The sequence below is a fragment of the Janibacter zhaoxuefangae genome, assembly GCF_050271985.1.
Classification (GTDB): Bacteria; Actinomycetota; Actinomycetes; order Actinomycetales; family Dermatophilaceae.
This window is the reverse complement of sequence record NZ_CP189849.1, coordinates 2205815-2225270: the sequence shown is the minus strand read 5'-3', so window position 1 is coordinate 2225270 and position 19456 is coordinate 2205815. Positions and strand designations below refer to the sequence as shown.

Sequence of the window (19456 nt, the reverse complement as noted above, 5' to 3'; positions counted from 1 at the left end):
GGGTCCCCGCCTCGGCGACCGGCCCGACCTACGATGACTCGCATGTCCCAGCCCGACCCCGGTCCGAAGCACGCCTCCGGAGAGCGCCGCCGCGTGAGCACGGACCCCGTGCACGTGCGCCGCCGGCGGATCGCCGGTGTCCTCGCCGCGGTGCTCGCCCTCGTCGTCGTCTCCGGAGCCATCCGACTCGTCGGCGGGCTCTTCGGCGACGGCGCGACGACGGCCGCGGTGGACCAGCCCGCGAAGAACGCGGCGGCCGCCTCGCGCAGCGCGCAGGCCAAGCAGGCGAAGGAGACGAAGGCGGAGCCCGAGGCCGAGGTGCCGGCCCCGGAGCCGACCCCGGACCGGCGCCAAGGCGACCAGGCGAGCTCAGGCAAGAGCGGACTCGCCCGCATCCAGACTCTCGGCGGCGAGCAGATGGCGCCCAAGTCGGTCGTCGCCTCGGCTCAGGGCACCCTCTTCGCGCAGAACATGATGTACCGCCACTCGGTGAGCGTCTTCAACGCCGACGGCGCGCTCGTGCGGACGATCCCCGACGAGGTCAACCTCGAGGACTTCGGCATCGAGGGCCACGGCACGTCGAGCAAGGGCGCCCCGGTCGAGATGGCCTTCAGCCCCGACGGCAAGACGGCGTGGGTGTCGAACTATTCGATGTACGGCGAGGGCTTCGGCCCCGAGGGCAGTGACTCGTGCGTGCCCGGTGACGGCACCGACGACAGTTACGTCTACCGGATCGACGTCGCCACGGACGAGATCCAGGAGGTCATCAAGGTCGGCGCCGTGCCGAAGTACGTCGCGGCCACCCCGGACGGCTCGAAGGTCCTCGTGACGAACTGGTGCACCTGGGACCTGTCCGTCATCGACACCAAGACCAACACCGAGATCAAGCGCGTGCCCCTCGACGGCCGCTACCCCCGCGGCATCGCCGTCACGCCGGACAGCTCGACCGCCTACATCGCGATCATGGGCAGCGACCGGATGGTGGCCGTCGACCTCGGGAGCTACGCCGTCTCGGAGTTCACCGCGCCCGGCGACAGCCCGCGACACGTCGTCATCTCCCCGGACGGCGACACCCTCTACGTCTCCAACAACCGCGACGGCAACGTCGTCAAGATCGACCGGGAGAGCGGCGAGATCCTCGGCAGCGTCGCGACGGGCAACGAGCCGCGCTCGATGGCGATCTCCTCCGACGGCGAGGCGCTCTACGTCGTCAACTACGCCTCCAACACCATGACGAAGGTGACCACGGCCGAGATGACGGCCGTCCAGACGGTCCAGACCGACCCCCTGCCGATCGGCATCACCTACGAGCCGACGAAGAAGCGGGTCTGGGTCGCCTGCTACAACGGCACGGTCCTCGTCTATGACGACTCGCGGGTGCTGACGGACTGACGCCGCCCCGTCAGGGTCCGCCCAGCCGGCTCCCGTAACCTGACCCGGTGCTCCGGACCGTGCTGCGACCCCGATGGTTGGGGCTGCTCGTGCTCGCGATCGCGCTGGCCGGGATCGGTCTCGTCCTCGGCCGTTGGCAGTTGGGCGTCGCGGCGGACGAAGGTCGCCAGGAGGCCATCGACGCGGCCGCGGCTCGTCCGGTGGTCGCCGTCAGCGAGGTCCTGACCCCGCACGGCGACTTCCCCGACGACGCCTCGGGCCGACGGGTCAGCGTGCGGGGGACCTACGTCGCCGAGGACCAGGTGCTCATCCCCGACCGTTTGCTCGGGGGCCGCGAGGGCCTCTGGGTGCTCACCCCCCTTCACGTCGAGGGCGGAGCCCTCCTGCCCGTCGTGCGCGGCTGGGTCCCTGCCGACGCGGCGCAGACCCCACCCGCCCCGCCGACCGGGACGGTGGATGTCGCCGGCTCATTGGCCCCGGGGGAGTCGCCGGCCGATCCTGCGGATCTGCCGCCGGGCCAGCTCGGCTCGATCGATCTGTCGGTCCTGGTGAACACCTGGGAGGGGGAGCTCTACAACGCCTTCGCCTTCGCCCTGGACGAGCAGGGACCGACGGGTGCCGTCGCGACCACGGACCTGACGCGGGTGCCGCCGCCGGAGGTGCCGTCGGAACTCCAGTGGCAAAACCTGGCCTACGCGCTCCAGTGGTGGGCCTTCGGACTCTTCGCGTTGTGGATGTGGTGGCGGATGGTGCGCGCCGAGACCGAAGCGCTGCGAGCGCTCGAACGCGACGGCCCCGATGGAGACGACACCGAACATCCCGACACCGGGCACCCCGACACCGAGCACGCCGACACCGATCCAGATGAGGAACCCCATGACTGAGACCCCCCAGCCCGTCGCCAACCCGGACACGGTCCGCTCCGCGCTGACCTTCTTCCGCGTCGCCGCGATCGTCGCCGGCCTCGCGATGTTCGTGCTCATCGCCGAGATGATCCTCAAGTACGGCCTGGACAACGACGTGCTCGCCTGGTGGAGCCCGGTGCACGGCCTGATCTTCATGGTCTTCGTCGCCGCGGTCGTCAACCTCGGCTTCAAGGTCGGTTGGAGCCTGGGGCGGATGGTCGGCCTCATGCTCCTGTCCTGCATCCCCCTGGTGGCCTTCGTCATCGAGCGCCGCACGGTCGCCGAGGTGGAGCCCCTCATCGCCGCCGACGCCCGCCGGTAGCCTTCTCTCGTGACCGAACCCCTCCAGACCCGTCCCGTCCTCGTCGTCGACTTCGGCGCGCAGTACGCCCAGCTCATCGCGCGGCGCGTGCGCGAGGCGAACGTCTACAGCGAGGTCGTCCCGCACACGATGAGCGCGGACGAGATGCTCGCCAAGGACCCGGCCGCCATCGTCCTCTCCGGGGGCCCGTCGTCGGTCTACGAGAAGGGTGCCCCGAGGCTCGACCCGGCGCTGCTCGAGGCCGGGGTGCCGACCTTCGGCATGTGTTACGGCTTCCAGTCGATGGTCCAGGCGCTCGGCGGGACGGTCGAGCGGACGGGCCTGCGCGAGTACGGCAACACCCCCGCGACGATCACCGACCGCGAGTCGGTCCTCTTCAACGGCCAGCCGGGCGAGCAGTCGGTGTGGATGAGCCACGGTGACTCCGCCACGGTCGCACCCGAGGGCATGCGCGTCACGGCGACGACGGCGGGGGCGCCGGTCGCCGCCTTCGAGGACGACGAGCGCAAGCTCTACGGCGTCCAGTGGCACCCCGAGGTGATGCACTCGACCTTCGGGCAGCGCGTCCTCGAGAACTTCCTGCTCCGCGGCGCGGGCATCGCGGCCGACTGGACGGCCAGCAACGTCGTCGACGACCAGGTCGCCCTCATCAAGGAGCAGGTCGGGGACGCGCGCGTGCTGTGCGCCCTCTCCGGCGGCGTCGACTCCTCGGTGGCCGCGGCGCTCGTCCAGCGCGCCGTCGGCGACCAGTTGACCTGCGTCTTCGTCGACCACGGCCTCCTGCGCGAAGGGGAGGCCGAGCAGGTCGAGCAGGACTTCGTCGCCGCGACCGGTGTGCACCTCGTCGTCGTCGACGCGAAGGAGCAGTTCCTCACCGCGCTCGCCGGGGTCAGTGACCCCGAGGAGAAGCGCAAGATCATCGGGCGCGAGTTCATCCGCACCTTCGAGCAGGCCGCGCGCGACGTCGTCGGCGAGGGCGCGGCCGAGGGCCACCCCGTCGAGTTCCTCGTCCAGGGGACGCTCTATCCCGACGTCGTCGAGTCCGGCGGCGGTGCCGGCGCGGCCAACATCAAGAGCCACCACAACGTCGGCGGCCTCCCCGAGGACCTCCAGTTCACCCTCGTCGAGCCGCTGCGGGCCCTCTTCAAGGACGAGGTCCGCCAGGTCGGCCGCGAGCTCGGCGTCCCCGAGCCGATCGTCGCCCGGCAGCCCTTCCCCGGCCCCGGCCTCGGCATCCGGATCATCGGCGAGGTGACGGAGGAGCGGCTGGACATCCTGCGTCGCGCCGACGCCATCGCCCGTCACGAGCTCACCGCAGCCGGCCTCGACGGCGAGATCTGGCAGTGTCCCGTCGTCCTGCTGGCCGACGTCCGGTCGGTCGGCGTGCAGGGCGACGGCCGCACCTACGGCCACCCCATCGTGCTGCGCCCGGTCAGCAGCGAGGACGCCATGACGGCCGACTGGACCCGTGTCCCCTACGAGGTGCTCGCCCAGATCTCGACGCGGATCACGAACGAGGTCGCCGAGGTCAACCGCGTCGTCCTCGACGTGACGAGCAAGCCGCCGGGCACCATCGAGTGGGAATGAGCGCCTCGTGACTGCCCCCGCCGTCGCCGCGGCCGAGCTCGCCCTGCGGCACGTCGTCCTCGGACTGCCGCTGCGGGCGCTGACCCGACTGCAGGTCGAGGGCCGCGAGCACGTCCCCCGGACCGGGCCGGTCATCATCGCGAGCAACCACCTGTCCTTCATGGACTCGATGGTCATTCCCGTCGCCGCCGGCCGTCCCGTGCGGTTCATCGCGAAGGCGGAGTACTGGCAGGGCAGTGGCCTCAAGGGCCGCGCGATGAAGGCGTGGTTCACGACCTTCGGGGCCGTCCCGGTGCAGCGCGACGACCCGCGCGCCGCCATGCAGTCGCTCGTCGACGCCGAGGCGGTGCTGCGCGAGGGCGACGCCTTCTGCATCTATCCGGAGGGCACGCGCTCGCGCGACGGTCGACTGCACAAGGGGCGTACCGGGGTCGGGCGTCTGGCCGTCAACACCGGGGCGCCCGTCATCCCGTGCGCCATCACGGGGACCGACAAGGTGCAGGGCCCGGACGAGTCGGGGCTGCGTCCGGCGAAGGTCATCGTCCGCTTCGGTCCGCCGGTGGAGGCGAGTGCCTTCGCCGCGACCCACGAGAAGGCGGCCCTGCTGCGGGCCGTCACCGACAGCGTCATGGACACCATCGCGCAGCTCGGCGGCCAGGAGACCTCGGGCCGCTACGCGAGCGACGTCAACGCCGAGATCGCCCGCCGTCGCGCCCTCTGACGTCCTCCCGTGGCGATCGGGCTCACCCATTAGGGTTGGCCCGTGCTGAGAACCACTGCCGCCGTCCTCGCGGGCAAGGCCGCCCGGACCGCCGCCCGACTGCGCGGGGGCGGGTCCGCCATGCCGGGGCTGGTCGCCGAGCGCGTCGACCCCGGGTTCCTCGCCCACGCCCTGGCTGACGTACGCGACGGGATCGTCGTGGTGACGGGTACGAACGGCAAGACGACGACGACGAAGATGCTCGTCGCGATCCTGCGCGCCCACGGCCGCCGGGTCTTCACCAACCCGACGGGTTCCAACTTCACCCGCGGCGTCATCTCCTCGATGCTCGGTGAGCTCCCGTTGCGCGGCCGGCTGCGGGCCGACATGGCTGTCCTCGAGCTCGACGAGGCGCACGCGCTGAAGTTTGCCGCCGCCGTCGCCCCGACGCACGCGCTGCTGCTCAACGTCGCTCGCGATCAGCTCGACCGCTTCGCCGAGATCGACCACACCGCTCGTCTGCTCGCGAGCCTCGCCGCGGTGACGACCGACGGCGTCGTCCTCAACGTCGACGACTCCTTCGTCAACCGGATCGCGGCCGACCTCGCCGACGGGGTCGAGGTCCGCTGGTTCGGGCTCGACCAGTCCATCGCCGATCGTCTCCCGGAGCTCCAGGAGGCCGACGTGCGTGACCTCGGGGACACGCCGATTCCGGTGACGGGGGAGCGCGACGGATTCCTGCGCCCCGTCGACGACCGCGAGCTCGAGATCCTCTTCGGCCGGGAGGGCGAAGGGGGCCGGGTCGGCCCCGTGGCCCTGCGTCAGCGCGGCCTCGCGGCCATGATCAACGCGACCGCGGCCACGACGACGGCCCGGATGCTGCTGGGCGACACCTTCTCACCGGACATGGCCGCGGCCGCGCTCGCGACGGTGCAGCCCCCCTTCGGGCGCGGTGAGGTGATCGACGCGGACGGGCGGCCGCTCGAGCTCGTCCTCGTGAAGAACCCGGCCGGGTTCACCGTGGCGCTGGGCACCTACGGCGCGAGCCCCGTCGCGACGATGATCGCGATCAACGACGACTACGCGGACGGCCGCGACGTCTCGTGGCTCTACGACGTCTCCTTCGATTCCCTGCGCGAGCGCGGGGTGGCGCTGACCTCCGGGGTGCGCGCCTACGACATGGCGCTGCGGCTGCAGTACGACGACGTGGCCGTCGACGCGATCGAGCCAGGCCTCGACGCGGCGCTGACCCGCTTCCTCGACGAGACCCGCGGCGAGCCGGCCCGGATCTTCTGCACCTACACGGCCATGATGGCGCTCCGGCGGACCCTCGCCGCGCGCTACGACCTGCCCGAGATCGGAGAGGACGCATGACCGACGTCCCCATCCTCGGCGAGCCGCCCGAGTCGGCGCTGCCCGCGGAGCCCGGCCACGAGGGGAAGGGCGAGATCCACGTCGTCCACCTCTACCCGCGTGAGATGAGCATCTACGGCGACCTGGGCAACACCCGCTGCCTCGCCGCGCGGATCCGCCGCCACGGCTACACGCCCGTCGTTCATCAGCACCACCCCGGTCAGCCCTTCCCCGAGCAGGCGCACCTCGTCGTCGGTGGCGGCGGCCAGGACAGCGGTCAGGTCCGCGTCGAGGCCGACCTCGAGGTCATCGCCGACCGGCTGCGCGACCTCGTCGCGGCGGACGTGCCGATGCTCATGATCTGCGGGATGTACCAGCTCTTCGGCAACGCCTTCATCACCGTCGAGGGCAAGCGGCTGCCCGGGCTCGGGATCCTCGACGTGACGACCCAGGGGAACGAGAAGCGGATGATCGGCCCGGTCGTGCTCCAGACCGAGTTCGGGGACGTCGTCGGCTACGAGAACCACTCCGGGTCGACGACGCTCGGGGCCGGGCAGGCCCCCTTCGGCACGGTCCGCTCCGGGCTGGGCAACAACGGCGAGGACGGCACGGAAGGGGCCCGGCTGCGCCACGTCGTCGGTTCCTACCTCCACGGCCCGATCCTCCCGGCCAACCCGCGCCTCGCCGACGCCCTCATCGGGTGGGCCGCGGAGGTCGCCACGGGTCGGCCGTTCGAGGCCGGGACGCTCGACGACGCCATCGCCGACGAGGCCCGCAACCGTCAGGTGCGTCGACTCGTCTCCTGACCCGGGTCGGTGTCCATCTCCCGACCCGACCCGCCCGCAGCGGGAGCGGCGTCGAGGTCCTCATGGCCCTCGGCGGCCTCGGCGAGTTCCTCGGCCGACGCCTTGGGCATGAGGCTCCACGCGACCCAGCCGAGGGCGCCGAGCGGCACCTCCATGACGTGCGTGTAGATCGAGAAGAGGACCACACCGGCGGTGGCCGCGGCCGGGTCGGCACCCCACGCCACGAGGGCCGCAGCGGTCCCGGTCTCGGTGACGCCGACCCCGCCGGGGGTGACGCCGACGGCGGTGAGCAGGCGGCCGAGGGCGTAGGCGGCAAAGAGCTGGCCGTGCGGCATGGTCACCCCCGTCGTGTCCATGACGGCGACGAAGAGGACGTAGTAGAAGCCGAAGAAGCCCACCATGCCCAGCGTCATGGGCAGCCAGCCGCGCCGGACACTGTCGGTGATCCGGGCCCGCAGGTCGGTGACGAGGGCGTCGACGCTCATGGATCGCCGGCGGCGCCGCAGCAGGGGCGCGAGCACACGGTCGAGGCCGCGACCGATGGCATGTGCCGCACGGTTGCTGGCGATGACGGCGACGAGCACCCCCACGATGGCCAGGCCGCTGAGGCTGCCGCCGATCGCCGCGTCCCGCATGACCTTGGGGACGTCCTCGTCGACGCCCCAGACGAGGGCCGTGATGGCGATGACGGGGAGGGCGACCCGCGCGAGGGTGTTCCACACCCCCGTGACGATGGCCATGGTCGAGACGTCGCGGCTGCGGAAGCCCCACGACCGGCAGATCGAGTACGTCGCGGCGAGACCGACGGCGCCGCCGCCGGGGAGCAGGTTGCTGACCGAGGAGCCGCAGACGTTGAGCACGAGCGCGCGCAGGTGGCTCAGCCCGTGCAGGGCGCCCGTGAGGACGAAGGTGTACGACAGCAGGCCCGCGAGCACGAGGCCGAGGAAGGCGACCGCGCGGCCGGGAGGGACCGTGCCGAGGACCTCGGCGATGGACGACCACGACGTCTTGGCGAAATAGGGCAGGCCCCAGATGAGCATGGCGGCGGCGAGCGCCAGGCCGGCCGCGACCTGGGCGACGCGGATCGCGGAGATCCGGCGCGGACGGAGAGGGTGGGGTGTGCTCACGGCAGCCCCTCGAAGATGTCGCGGGCGACCTTCGCTCCCGGCGGGGCGGCGGGGTCGATGAACCATTCGCGACCGAAGACGACGTCGTAGAGCGGGCGGGGGATGCGCAGGAAGGCGGCGAGCGTGCGGTCGCCGTCGTCGGCGCTCGCCTGGCTCGCGTGGGCGCGCATGCTGGCTCGCTTGGCGGCGATGTGGCGGCGGACGCCGATCCGGTGGGTGATCTCGCGGCGGGCGCTGAAGGCGCGGCCGAAGGCGGCCCGGTCGAACTCGGGCGGGAAGCGGTGGACCCGGGCGGCGAGGTCGATGGCGCGCACGAGCAGGTCACGCGGGACCGTCGCCTGCAGGACGCGGGGGGTGCCGGCCAGTTGGGCGGCGCGGGCGGCGACGTCGTGGACGCGCACGTGGTCGCGGTGTCCGTAGCCGCCAGCCCGGTCGTAGGACAGCAGCACGTCGGCCCCTTCCTCGACGAGCAGTTCCGCGAGACGCGCGGCCGCCTCCTCGACCGGCACGGTGACGAAACGTCGCCGTCCCGGCGGGTCGGGCGGCAGCTCGGGGCCCATCCCGCTGTCGGCCCAGCCGAGGTGCTCGACGCGGGCGACGCCGAGCGCGCGGGCGCTGGCCCGGGCTTCGTCGAGGCGTCGGGCGCCGAGGTCGTCCGCGTAGGCGGCCCCGGTCAGGCCCAGGTCGCCGTCCGTGGCGATCGCGAGGATGACCCGATGGCCCTCGGCGGCGGCGCGCGCCATGGTGCCGGCCGTCAGGAGAGCCTCATCGTCGGGGTGGGCGTGGAACGCGACGAGCGTTCGGGGGTTTCGCGACATCGGAGTCATCCTCCCTCATGGCACAGTGTGACGCGTGAAGGTCGCCCTGCTGTCGGACTGTTATCTGCCGCGTCTGGGTGGGATCGAGTCCCAGGTGAGCGACCTCGCCGTCCATCTCGCGCGGGCGGGCCACGAGGTGGAGGTCTTCACCGCCACCGCGGGCGCCCAGGGGCAGGTCGGCGGGGTCATCGAGGACGTCGACGGGATCCCCGTGCACCGACTCGCGACGAAGCTGACGATGGGGGTGCCGATCAACCCGCTCGCGACGAGCGAGGTCCGGCACCGACTCCGCCACGGCGGCTTCGACGTCGCGCACGCGCACATGGGCGTGATCAGCCCCTTCGCCGTCGACACCGCCAGGCTCGCGCTGCTCCTGCGGATCCCCACCGCCGTCACGTGGCACAGCGTCATCGACCGCGCCGCCCCCTGGTACGCGGCGCGCAAGACCTTCTCCGATTGGGCGCAGCAGGGGGCAGCACTGTCGGCCGTCTCCACGCTCGCGGCCGAGCACGTGACCCGCGTCGTCGGCGACGATGTCCCGATCACGGTGCTGCACAACGGGATCGACCTCTCGACGTGGCGCGCGGCGGCCGCCGACCGGGCGCAGCGGCACGTCGGCGACGACCTCGCGCTGGCGCAGGCCGCGGGCGTCGTCAGCGGGGGCGGCGCCCGCGAGGTCCACCTGGTCACGGCCACGCGGCTCGCGCCGCGCAAGCGCCCGGACGTGCTGCTCGACCTCGTCGCGCGGGCCCGCGAGCGCGTCCCGGCGACGATCGGCATGCAGCTCGACGTCCTGGGGGAGGGGCCGATGCGCCGTCAGCTGGGTCGGCGCCTGCGTCGCCTAGGGATCGGGGACTGGGCGCGGCTGCGTGGGCGCGTGCCTCGCGCCGATCTCGTCGACCTCTATCGGGACGCGCACGTCTACCTCTCACCGACCCGGCTCGAGGCCTTCGGCGTCGCGGCGCTCGAGGCGCGCACCGCCGGGCTGCCCGTCATCGCCATGGCCGAGTCTGGGGTGCGAGACATCATCGAGGACGGCGTCAACGGCCTGCTGGCCCGGGACGACGACCATTTCGTCGACCAGATCGTCCGCCTCGTCACCGACCACGCCCTGCGCGGCGAGATCGCCCTGCGCAACGCCACGATCCCGCCGGTGCAGTCGTGGGACACGGTGGTCGACCTCGTGGAGGCCGAGTACCTGCGGGCCGGCGCGTGAGCGGCCTCCAGGTCGTCGGCGTCACGGGCGGGGGATCTGCGGTCGTCGCCTTCGACCTCGGTCACGGTGACGACCCGCGCATCGAGCTCGCCCACCGCGGCTGGGTCGTCGTCGGCCCCTGGGCCGCGACGCTCGAGGCGGCGGGCGACCTTCGTCTGGAGGTGGGGGTGGCGCCGTGGACGGGTACGGCGCCGGAGCCACGCCCGCCCGTGCCGACCGACGACGGCCTCGTCATCACGGACGGCGAGATCGCGGCCGTCCACCAACGCGTCGGCTCCTATGCCGTCGTCGTCCACGACGGGGCGCTCCTGCTGACCCAGCTCGCCGACCACGTCGCCGGCGTCGGCGGGCGCTGGAGCCTGCCCGGCGGCGGGATCGACCCGGGGGAGTCCCCGCTCGAGGGCGTCGTCCGCGAGGTCTGGGAGGAGACGGGCCAACACATCGAGGACGTGCGGCTGATCGACCTTCGCTCGAACCACTGGGTCGGGCGCTCGCCGGCGGGACGGCTCGAGGACTTCCACGCGGTGAAGCTCTTCCACGTCGCCCGGTGTCCCGCGCCGACCGACCTCGTCGTCCACGACGTCGGGGGCTCGACGTCGCGGGCGGCGTGGGTGCCGCTCGAGCGCGTCGGCGAGGTCCCGCTCGCCGGCAGTGTCGCGGAGCACCTCGACGACTGGCTGGCCGCCGTCCGCTGACGCACGCCCGCGCTCGCCCGGCTCACACGACGACGCACGAAGGGGTTCGCGAACCCCTTCGTGCGTCGTGAGCCGGATCGAACCGGCTTGCGAAGCACACACCGGTTCGCGAACCGGGTCAGTCGCGGCGTGAGGCGAGCAGCCCGATGGCGCCGAAGACCACGATCACGACGCCACCGGCGACGACGGCCCACGGGCCGACGCCCACCCAGTCGACGTCGAGGTCGAGCGCCTCGAGGGCGACGACGCCGCCGGCGAGGACGAGGAGCAGGAACCCGAAGAGGGCCGTGCCGATGGCCGGTCCGCGAGGGGTCGCCTCGTCGACCGGGGTGGCCTCGGGAAGGTCGCGACGGCTCTCGCCCGTCACGTCGCTCCTGGTCGTGTCATTGCTGGTCGTGTCACTGGTCATGTCATTGCTGGTCATGTCACTGCTCCTTGACGATCGTCAGTTGGCCGAACCGGAGGTCGGCGTTGACCCGGAGCTCGGTGGCGCCGGATCCGATGGTGCGGGAGTCCTGGACGAGCCCCGAGGTGCGGTTGCCGTCGAAACTCCAGCGCTCCTCGTCGACGCCGTCCCCGTTGTGCATCACCATGCCGCCGCCGCGGATTCGCGAATCGATGGTGACCGTCAGGTCGGCGGGCACGATGATCCGCAGCTCGCCGAGGGCGATCGTCGCGTCGATGTCGACGACCCGGTCGGGGTCGGCAGGGTAGGCCGTGAGGTCGAGCGTCGCCTCGCCGGCACCGAGCTCGTACTGGCGCGACTCGACCGTCGTCGGCCGCCACGTCTGGTCGCCGACGCCGTCCCTCAGCAGGGTCGCCCCGAGTGCCGCCGAGATCGCGGTGACGATGGCCAGGATCGTCGCGAGGAAGGAGGCGAACCCGCCGCGACGGCCGCGCAGCCCTGATGCGAGCAACACGACGCCGAAGGTCGCGAGCGCGGCGGCGAGGGCGAGCAACTCGTGGTTGGCGTCCCAGGACTGCTCACGGGCGACGAGCATCGTGACGCCGTAGGCGACGAGCGCGAGGCCGGCGGTGACGACACCACCGAGGAAGCCGAGGCTGCGCCGACGTGGCCGGCTCGGAGGGGTGGGGCGGGGTCCGCTCGGACCGAAGCCGTAGCCGCTGCCGTAGGGGTGACCGGGGCCTGCCGGCGGCGCCCCGGCGCCGAGGACGGTGCCCGCTTGGGGCGCCCCGGCGCCGAGGACGGTGCCCGCCGGGGGCGGTGGGGCCTGCCCCGCGACGGGCGCTCCGCCCTCCGGGACGGCTGGCGGTGTGGGTGCCTGGGCGCTGCCCCGGCCGTCGAAGAAGCGCTGGGCACCGTTGTCGTGGAAGAAGATCCACCAGAGGAGACCGCCGACGATGAGCATGCCCGGTAGCGGACCGGGCCACGTGTGGTTGTCCCACCAGAAGAGGCTCGTCACGGCCGTGGCCGTCACGGCGATGAGCACGATGGCCCAGGCGTCGGCGCGGACGACAGCCTCCTCCGCGAGGATGCGGCCCTCGCGGGTCGGCAGGAAGAGCCACGCGAGGAGGTAGGCGAGCACGCCGATCCCCGGCAGCACGGCGAGGAGGACGACGACGACGCGCACGATGATCGGGTCGATGCCGAGCGCTTCGGCGACGCCGCTGCAGACACCGCCGATCCACTTCCGGTCGGTGTCGCGACGGACGCGGGTGGCGGTCTCCGCACGGACGCGGTCGAAGAACGAGGCGGTCGTGCCGCTGGCGGGGGGCGTGGTGTCTTCCTGCATGTCCTCAGACTCCCCCCGCCGGCGCCGCACGGCCATGAGGGTCGACCCTGAGGGCGCCCTGACCGGACCCCGGAGAGTGGGCTCTTGGGTGCCTCGGGCCCGCGGTCGGGGGCAGGATGGGGGTGTGGCCACCCCCTATGCACCGACGTCCGACGCGCGCTCGTACGAGCCGCTGTTGGCGCGCCCGCGCGACGGTCGCTGGATCGCCGGCGTCTGCGCGGGCCTCGCGGAGCACCTCGGCCTGCGCGTGGAGTGGGTCCGGGTCGGCGCCGTCGTCCTCACCGTCCTCGGCCCCGGGTTCTTCCTCTACCTCTTCCTGTGGGCGCTGACGCCCGAGGGGCTCGGCGTGCCCGCCCTGCCCGTGATGCCGTTCCGCACGTCCGGCTGGGCGCCGGGCGGGCCCGTCCCGCAGCCGCCGAGCACGAAGGTCGCCCCGTCGCGGGCGTCCGGGCCGTCACCTGCGTCACCGTCCGCGTCGCCGATCACGAGCCCCGTCGACCCGCACGCGTCGCGTTGGGAGGACGCCCGCGGTGAGGGGTGGCTCTACGTCACCGTCGGCACCATCGTCCTGCTCGGGGGCGTGGCCCTGCTCGTCGAGCGGTCGGGCTTCGACCTGCGGCTGGGGCTCATCGCGCCGCTCGTCGTCATCGCCATCGGCGGCATCGTCGCCTTCTCCCAGCTCGACGATGCGCAACGAGGTCAGTGGGTCGCCGACGACGCGGCGGGCTGGCGCGCCTTCGCCCGCGTCGGCGCCGGCCTGCTCCTCGTCGTCGTCGGGATCCTCGCGCTCGCCAGCCGCGGCGCCGGGTGGCGCGAGATCTCCGAGACCGCCTTCGCCGCCGGCGCCGTCCTCATCGGGGTGAGCGTCATCGTCGCGCCCTGGGCCGTGCGCGTGTGGGCCGACCTGCGGCGCGAGCAGGCCGCCCGCGCCCGCGCCGACGAGCGGGCCGACATCGCTGCCCACCTGCACGACTCCGTGCTCCAGACGTTGGCCCTCATCCAGCGCAGCGCGCACGACCCGACGACGGTGGCCCAGCTCGCCCGCAGCCAGGAGCGCGAACTGCGGTCGTGGATCTATGGCGGGCAGGTCGGGACGCCGGACTCGCTCGCTGCCGCTGTCGCGGAGGTCTGTCACGAGGTCGAGGACACGCATGGCGTCCCCGTCGAGCTCGTCGCCACCGGGGACCAGCCGCTCGGCCCGCACGGGGTGGCCCTCGTCCGGGCGGCCCGTGAGGCCCTGCTCAATGCCGTCCGGCACGGCGCGCCGCCCGTGGGGGTCTACCTCGAGGTCGGTCCCGGCGGCGTCGAGTGCTTCGTACGGGACCACGGCGTGGGCTTCGACGCCGAGACGGTGCCGCCGGACCGGCTCGGCGTCCGCGACTCCATCTTGGCCCGGATGACGCGTCACGGCGGCACGGCCCGGATCCGTCGCCGCGAGCCCGGCACCGAGGTCGAGCTCACCCTGCCCGCCATCACCGAAGGAGACCGGCCATGAGCCCCACGTCAGGGATGGCGGCCCCGCGCCCGCCCGTGCGGATCGTGCTCGTCGACGATCACCGAATGTTTCGCACGGGCGTGCGTGCCGAGCTGGCCGAGGTCGCCGGGGCGGACGTCGACGTCGTCGGTGAGGCGCCGGACGTCGACGCCGCGATCCGGGTCATCCGCCAGACGACCCCGGACGTCGTCCTGCTCGATGTGCACCTGCCCGGCGGGTCCGGCAACGGTGGCGCCGACGTCATCCGCGGCTGCTACGGCGTCGAGACCCCCCACGGGGAGCCCGTCCGGTTCCTCGCCCTGTCCGTGTCCGACGCGGCAGAGGACGTCATCGCGGTAATTCGGGCCGGCGCGCGCGGCTACGTCACGAAGACGATCGGCGGCACCGACCTCGCGACGGCCATCCGCCGGGTGGGGGAGGGCGACGCCGTCTTCTCGCCGCGGCTGGCCGGGTTCGTCCTCGACGCCTTCGGCGCGGCGGCCGGCGAGGTCGCGGAGGTCGACGAGGAGCTCGACCGGCTGAGCGCGCGCGAGCGCGAGGTCATGCGGCTCATCGCCCGCGGCTACCAGTACAAGGAGGTCGCGAAGGAGCTCTTCATCTCCATCAAGACCGTCGAGACCCACGTGTCCTCGGTGCTGCGCAAACTGCAGCTGTCCTCGCGCCACGAGTTGACGGCGTGGGCCATGGGGCGCCGCCTCATCTGAGGGAGACCGTGTCCTACGCTGCGGGCATGACGACCACGCGTGCGCTCGTAGTCCCGACGGCAGGGGGCGGCGACGTCCTCGAGGTTCGTGAGGTCGACCTCGCCCCGCCCGCGCCGGGGGAGGTGCAGGTGAAGGTCGCCGCCGTCGGCGTGAACTTCGTCGACGTCTATCAGCGCGAGGGCATCTACCCCATGAAGCTCCCCTTCGTCCTCGGCAACGAGGGGGCCGGCACGGTGACGGCGCTGGGGGAGGGGGTGACCGACCTGGCGGTCGGTGACCGCGTCGCCTGGGGTCAGGGACTCGGCTCCGCCGCCGACGTCGTCAACCGCGCCGCCGATTCGCTCGTGCCCGTGCCCGACGGCCTCGACCTCGAGACGGCGGCCGCGGCCATGCTCCAGGGGATGACGGCGCACTATCTCATCACCAGCGTGTGGGACGTGAAGGCGGGCGACACCGCCCTCGTTCACGCCGCCGCAGGCGGTGTGGGTCAGTTGCTCGTCCAGCTCATCACGGCGCGGGGCGCCAGCGTCGTCGCGACGGCCGGCAGCCCCGCGAAACTCGAGATCGCGCGCCGCCTCGGGGCGCAGCACACCATCGACTACTCGACCTTCGCCGAGCCAGCCGACCTCGCGAAGGCGGTCCGCGAGGCCAACGGCGGCCGCGGCGTCGACGTGGCCTACGACGGGGTGGGGCGGGCGACCTTCGATGCGTCGTTGCTGTCCCTGCGCCCGCGCGGCCTCATGGTCCTCTTCGGCGGCGCGAGCGGTCAGGTGCCGCCCTTGGACCTGCAGCGGCTCAACCGGCTCGGCTCACTCGTCGTCACCCGGCCGGCGCTCGGGGCGTTCGTCGCCACGCGCGACGAGTTGCTCGGCCGCGGCCGTGACGTGCTGAGCTGGCTGGCGGACGGCACCATCACGCTCGCGATCGGCGGGCGGTACCGCTTCGACGAGGTCGCCGACGCCTACGCCGCGCTCGAGGGTCGCCAGACCAGCGGCAAGCTGCTGCTCATCCCGTAGCGGGACGGCTCACCAGGCGAAGGCGATGACCGCGTTGAGGAGCGCGAGCCCAGCCGCGATCCACGGCAGCGGCGCCGCGACCTCGCCGCGCTTCTGCTTGGCCCAGCTGATCTCGCTCAGTGCGACGACGGCGATCATGACGATGAGCTTCGTGCCGATCTTCGCGTGGTTGACGGGGTCGTCCCCGGCCTCGGCCAGGCCGGTCAGCCCGAGGCCGATGAGCAGCTGCAGACGCGCGCCCCAGACCTGCAGAGCGCTCGCGGCGCCCTTGTGGACGACCGGCGCCAGCACGATGGCGACCAGGGCGAGCATGTGGGCGATGTACAGCACGGTGTGGAGAGCGTCCATGCCCGCATCCTGCCGCACCGCCAGCCCGAACGTCGCCCGGGGTCCCCGAGGATCAGCCAGCGGGTGGCCGGCTCAGGCGTTGGTCTCGATCCAGTAGCGCCGCTTGCCCTCGCGGGAGTCCTCGTAGACGCCCCCGTTGGCCTCGATGGTCCGGCGCGAGCCGTCGTTGTCCTCGTCGCAGGTGACGAGGACGCGGCCGATGCCGAGCTCGGCCGCGCGGGGGATCGCCTGGGCGAGGGCCGCCTTCGCGTGGCCGCGGAGCCGCCGGCTCGGGCGGACGCTGTAGCCGATGTGACCGCCGTAGTTGAGCAGGAAGTCGGTGAGCCGGTGCCGGATGGACAGGGACCCGACGTACTCGTCGCCCTCGACCATCCACAGGTAGGTGCACGGCACGAAGGCGGCCGGCCGCGGCGTGTCCTCGAGCCGGTCGGCGAGGCGCCAGTCGACGAACCGCTGGAAGCCCTCGGCGGTCTCGAGCTCGGCCCGGGTGAACTCGACGCCGGGGTAGCGCCCGTCCGGGTGCGCTCCCCACTCGCCGTCGCCGTCCCGGTGCTGACCGTCGAACTCGTCGACGGCATCGAGGTACGAGCGCTGGAACCGGACGTGCGGAGGCATGAGGAGCATCCGGACACGGTAGTGGGCGCCCGCGGCTGTCTCCCCGCCGGTCACGCACTCGGGGCTGTCGCCGCGCCGACGTAGGCTGGGCGGCAGCATGAGCACTCTCTTCGACGGCCTCGACTTCCCCTCCGACCCCAGCTCCGCCGACCGTGGCGCGCGCCCGTCCGCGGACGCCGCCCGACGCACCGCGGTGACCGAGTCGGGGGTCCCCGAGTGGGCGCTGGGCGACGGCGAGGGTCCGCAGTCGGCGCAGGGCTGGGGCGAGTCGCCGACGCCGCCGCGCCTGGACCCGGAGGAGCTCCTCGTCGGGCTCAACCCGCAGCAGCGCGAGGCCGTCGTCCACGAGGGCGGCCCGCTGCTCATCGTCGCCGGCGCCGGCTCGGGCAAGACCCGCGTGCTCACCCACCGCATCGGCCACCTCCTCGCGGCCCGCGGCGTCCAGCCCGGCCAGATCCTCGCCATCACCTTCACCAACAAGGCCGCAGCGGAGATGCGCGAGCGCGTCGAGGCCCTCGTCGGCCCGCGCGCGAAGGCCATGTGGGTCATGACCTTCCACAGCGCCTGCGTGCGCATCCTGCGGCGCGAGGCCGCGAAGGTCGGGATGCGTTCGAGTTTCTCGATCTATGACGCCGCGGACAGCCAGCGGCTCATGGCGATGGTGTTGCGCGACCTCGACCTCGATCCCAAGCGCTTCCCGCCGCGCTCCTTCAGCCACCAGGTCAGCAACCTCAAGAACGAGCTCATCGACGAGGAGACCTACGCGTCCCAGGTGGCCGAGGGCACTCACCAGGACCGGATGCTGGCCGAGGCCTACCGGCAGTACCAGCGGCGGCTGCGGCAGGCCAACGCCCTCGACTTCGACGACATCATCATGACGACCGTCAACATCCTCCAGGCGTTCCCGGACGTCGCCGAGCACTACCGGCGCCGCTTCCGGCACGTCATGGTCGACGAGTACCAGGACACCAACCAGGCGCAGTACGTCCTCATCCGCGAGCTCGTCGGCGGCACGTCGCAGGACCGGCCCGAGGCTGGCAACGACGGCCCGAAGGTCGCCCCGAGCGAGCTCGTCGTCGTCGGCGACGCCGACCAGTCGATCTACGCCTTTCGCGGGGCGACGATCCGCAACATCCTCGAGTTCGAGCAGGACTACCCGAACGCGCGCACGATCCTGCTCGAGCAGAACTACCGCTCGACGCAGACGATCCTCGGCGCGGCCAACGCCGTCATCGAGCGCAACTCCGACCGCCGGAAGAAGAACCTGTGGTCCGAGCAGGGCGATGGCGCCAAGATCGTCGGCTACGTCGGCGACTCCGAGCACGATGAGGCGTCCTTCGTCGCGAAGACCATCGACGACCTCGCCGACGAGCACGGCGTCAAGCCCAAGGACGTCGCGGTCTTCTATCGGACGAACGCGCAGTCGCGTGCGCTCGAGGAGGTCTTCGTGCGTGTGGGCCTGCCCTACAAGGTCGTCGGAGGCACGCGCTTCTACGAGCGCCGCGAGGTCAAGGACGCGCTCGCCTACCTGCGCGTCATTGCCAACCCGACGGACACCGTCAACCTGCGGCGCATCCTCAACACCCCCAAGCGCGGCATCGGCGATCGGGCCGAGGGAGCGGTCGCGGCGCTCGCCGAGCGCGAGCGGATCCCCTTCATCGCGGCGCTCGGTCGGGCCGAGGACGCCCCGGGCATCGCGACCCGCTCGGTCGCGGCGATCAAGGGCTTCACGAGCCTGATGGAGGAGCTCGGCGAGCTCGCGGCGAAGGAGGCCGGCGTCGGGGAGCTGCTCGAGGCGGTCCTCGAGAAGTCCGGCTACATCGCCGAACTGCGCGCCAGCCACGACCCGCAGGACGAGACCCGGGTGGAGAACCTCGCGGAGCTCGTCGCTGTGGCCCAGGAGTTCGACCAGACCCGCGTCGACACGGGTGAGGTCATCAGCCTCGACGACTTCCTCGAGCAGGTCTCCCTCGTGGCCGACGCCGACGAGATCCCGGACGAGTCCGACGGCGCGGAGAACGAGGGCGTCGTCACTCTCATGACGCTGCACACGGCGAAGGGGCTGGAGTTCCCCGTCGTCTTCCTCACCGGCATGGAGGACGGGACGTTCCCCCACCTTCGCTCCCTCGGCGACCCCAAGGAGCTCGAGGAGGAGCGGCGTCTGGCCTATGTCGGGATCACCCGCGCGCGCGAGCGCCTGCACCTGTCACGGGCGAGCGTCCGCTCCGCCTGGGGTGCACCGCAGTTCAACCCGCCGTCGCGGTTCCTCGACGAGATCCCGTCCGAGCTCATCGAGTGGGAGCGGATCGGCAGCCCGGGTGGCTTCGGCGGTGGTCGCCCGACGAGCGCGCCGGCCGTCGCGCGTCTGGCCAGCCGGCCGGGTGTGCGCAGTCCGGGCAACCGGCCCGTCATCGCTCTCGACAGCGGCGACCGGGTCACCCACGACACCTTCGGTCTGGGCACGGTCGTGCGGGTCGAAGGCGTCGGCGACAAGGCCGTGGCGCATGTCGACTTCGGCGCCGAGACGGGTGTCAAGCGACTGCTGCTGCGCTACGCGCCCGTCGAAAAGCTGTAGATCTCTCAGCTTCGCGAGGTGACCAGCC

General features: G+C 72.5%; 19 protein-coding genes. 13 read left to right on the top strand and 6 right to left on the bottom strand.

Going from position 1 to position 19456, the window contains the following annotated elements; all coding sequences use genetic code 11:
- Positions 1–42: 42 nt before the first annotated feature.
- The 7 genes from ACQBAS_RS10415 to ACQBAS_RS10385 are packed head-to-tail and all read left to right on the top strand — an operon-like array spanning position 43 to position 7065.
- Positions 43–1392, top strand: a complete 1350-nt coding sequence (locus tag ACQBAS_RS10415; RefSeq protein WP_427383729.1) for a YncE family protein — start codon at positions 43–45, stop codon at positions 1390–1392.
- A 47-nt stretch (positions 1393–1439) separates the two neighbouring features.
- On the top strand, positions 1440–2276 hold the full coding sequence (locus ACQBAS_RS10410) for an SURF1 family protein (protein WP_427383728.1): 837 nt from the start codon (positions 1440–1442) through the stop codon (positions 2274–2276).
- The gene (locus ACQBAS_RS10405; RefSeq protein WP_427383727.1) at positions 2269–2619 is read left to right on the top strand and encodes a DUF3817 domain-containing protein; all 351 of its coding nucleotides are present in this window, start codon (positions 2269–2271) and stop codon (positions 2617–2619) included. Before ACQBAS_RS10410 ends, ACQBAS_RS10405 begins: the two co-directional genes overlap by 8 nt.
- Positions 2620–2628: 9 nt before the next feature.
- Entirely contained in the window at positions 2629–4206 is a 1578-nt protein-coding gene (gene guaA / locus ACQBAS_RS10400) for a glutamine-hydrolyzing GMP synthase (protein WP_427383726.1), read from the top strand.
- Between the two features lie 7 nt (positions 4207–4213).
- The gene (locus tag ACQBAS_RS10395) at positions 4214–4927 is read left to right on the top strand and encodes a lysophospholipid acyltransferase family protein (protein WP_427383725.1); all 714 of its coding nucleotides are present in this window, start codon (positions 4214–4216) and stop codon (positions 4925–4927) included.
- Positions 4928–4969: 42 nt separating this feature from the next.
- The gene (locus tag ACQBAS_RS10390) at positions 4970–6280 is read left to right on the top strand and encodes a MurT ligase domain-containing protein (protein WP_427383724.1); all 1311 of its coding nucleotides are present in this window, start codon (positions 4970–4972) and stop codon (positions 6278–6280) included.
- Positions 6277–7065, top strand: coding sequence for a type 1 glutamine amidotransferase (locus ACQBAS_RS10385; protein ID WP_427383723.1), 789 nt, complete (start codon positions 6277–6279; stop codon positions 7063–7065). The genes ACQBAS_RS10390 and ACQBAS_RS10385 overlap by 4 nt, the downstream gene beginning before the upstream one ends.
- Here ACQBAS_RS10385 and ACQBAS_RS10380 read toward each other — a convergent pair.
- On the bottom strand, positions 7041–8192 hold the full coding sequence (locus ACQBAS_RS10380) for a lysylphosphatidylglycerol synthase domain-containing protein (protein ID WP_427383722.1): 1152 nt from the start codon (positions 8190–8192) through the stop codon (positions 7041–7043). The two genes, ACQBAS_RS10385 and ACQBAS_RS10380, sit on opposite strands and share 25 nt — an antisense overlap.
- Positions 8189–9010: a PIG-L deacetylase family protein gene (locus ACQBAS_RS10375; RefSeq protein ID WP_427383721.1), complete on the bottom strand. Its 822-nt coding sequence runs from the start codon at positions 9008–9010 to the stop codon at positions 8189–8191. Before ACQBAS_RS10375 ends, ACQBAS_RS10380 begins: the two co-directional genes overlap by 4 nt.
- Before the next feature lie 34 nt (positions 9011–9044).
- On the opposite strand from ACQBAS_RS10375, the gene ACQBAS_RS10370 reads away from it, so the two are divergent.
- Positions 9045–10226, top strand: coding sequence for a glycosyltransferase family 4 protein (locus tag ACQBAS_RS10370; protein WP_427383720.1), 1182 nt, complete (start codon positions 9045–9047; stop codon positions 10224–10226).
- On the top strand, positions 10223–10921 hold the full coding sequence (locus ACQBAS_RS10365; protein ID WP_427383719.1) for an NUDIX hydrolase: 699 nt from the start codon (positions 10223–10225) through the stop codon (positions 10919–10921). Before ACQBAS_RS10370 ends, ACQBAS_RS10365 begins: the two co-directional genes overlap by 4 nt.
- A 118-nt stretch (positions 10922–11039) precedes the next feature.
- Here the strand turns inward: ACQBAS_RS10365 and ACQBAS_RS10360 are convergent, their stop codons facing one another.
- Both ACQBAS_RS10360 and ACQBAS_RS10355 read right to left on the bottom strand, forming a co-directional pair.
- Entirely contained in the window at positions 11040–11345 is a 306-nt protein-coding gene (locus tag ACQBAS_RS10360; RefSeq protein ID WP_427383718.1) for a hypothetical protein, read from the bottom strand.
- A 1-nt stretch (position 11346) separates the two neighbouring features.
- Positions 11347–12675 carry a PspC domain-containing protein gene (locus ACQBAS_RS10355; protein WP_427383717.1) on the bottom strand — a complete coding sequence of 443 codons (1329 nt, stop codon included), beginning with the start codon at positions 12673–12675 and terminating at the stop codon, positions 11347–11349.
- A gap of 124 nt (positions 12676–12799) precedes the next feature.
- Here ACQBAS_RS10355 and ACQBAS_RS10350 point away from each other — a divergent pair, with 124 nt between their 5' ends.
- The 3 genes from ACQBAS_RS10350 to ACQBAS_RS10340 are packed head-to-tail and all read left to right on the top strand — an operon-like array spanning position 12800 to position 15890.
- A complete protein-coding gene (locus ACQBAS_RS10350; protein ID WP_427383716.1) occupies positions 12800–14170 on the top strand; it encodes a PspC domain-containing protein in 1371 nt (456 codons plus the stop codon).
- Entirely contained in the window at positions 14167–14874 is a 708-nt protein-coding gene (locus tag ACQBAS_RS10345; RefSeq protein WP_427383715.1) for a LuxR C-terminal-related transcriptional regulator, read from the top strand. Before ACQBAS_RS10350 ends, ACQBAS_RS10345 begins: the two co-directional genes overlap by 4 nt.
- A 26-nt stretch (positions 14875–14900) precedes the next feature.
- Complete coding sequence (locus tag ACQBAS_RS10340) at positions 14901–15890, top strand: quinone oxidoreductase family protein (RefSeq protein WP_427383714.1); 990 nt, start codon at positions 14901–14903, stop codon at positions 15888–15890.
- Positions 15891–15899: 9 nt separating this feature from the next.
- Here the strand turns inward: ACQBAS_RS10340 and ACQBAS_RS10335 are convergent, their stop codons facing one another.
- The gene (locus ACQBAS_RS10335) at positions 15900–16238 is read right to left on the bottom strand and encodes a hypothetical protein (RefSeq protein WP_427383713.1); all 339 of its coding nucleotides are present in this window, start codon (positions 16236–16238) and stop codon (positions 15900–15902) included.
- Positions 16239–16310: 72 nt separating this feature from the next.
- Positions 16311–16862: a GNAT family N-acetyltransferase gene (locus ACQBAS_RS10330; RefSeq protein ID WP_427383712.1), complete on the bottom strand. Its 552-nt coding sequence runs from the start codon at positions 16860–16862 to the stop codon at positions 16311–16313.
- A gap of 88 nt (positions 16863–16950) precedes the next feature.
- Here ACQBAS_RS10330 and pcrA point away from each other — a divergent pair, with 88 nt between their 5' ends.
- On the top strand, positions 16951–19428 hold the full coding sequence (pcrA, locus tag ACQBAS_RS10325) for a DNA helicase PcrA (RefSeq protein WP_427383711.1): 2478 nt from the start codon (positions 16951–16953) through the stop codon (positions 19426–19428).
- The last annotated feature ends 28 nt before the right edge of the window (positions 19429–19456 follow it).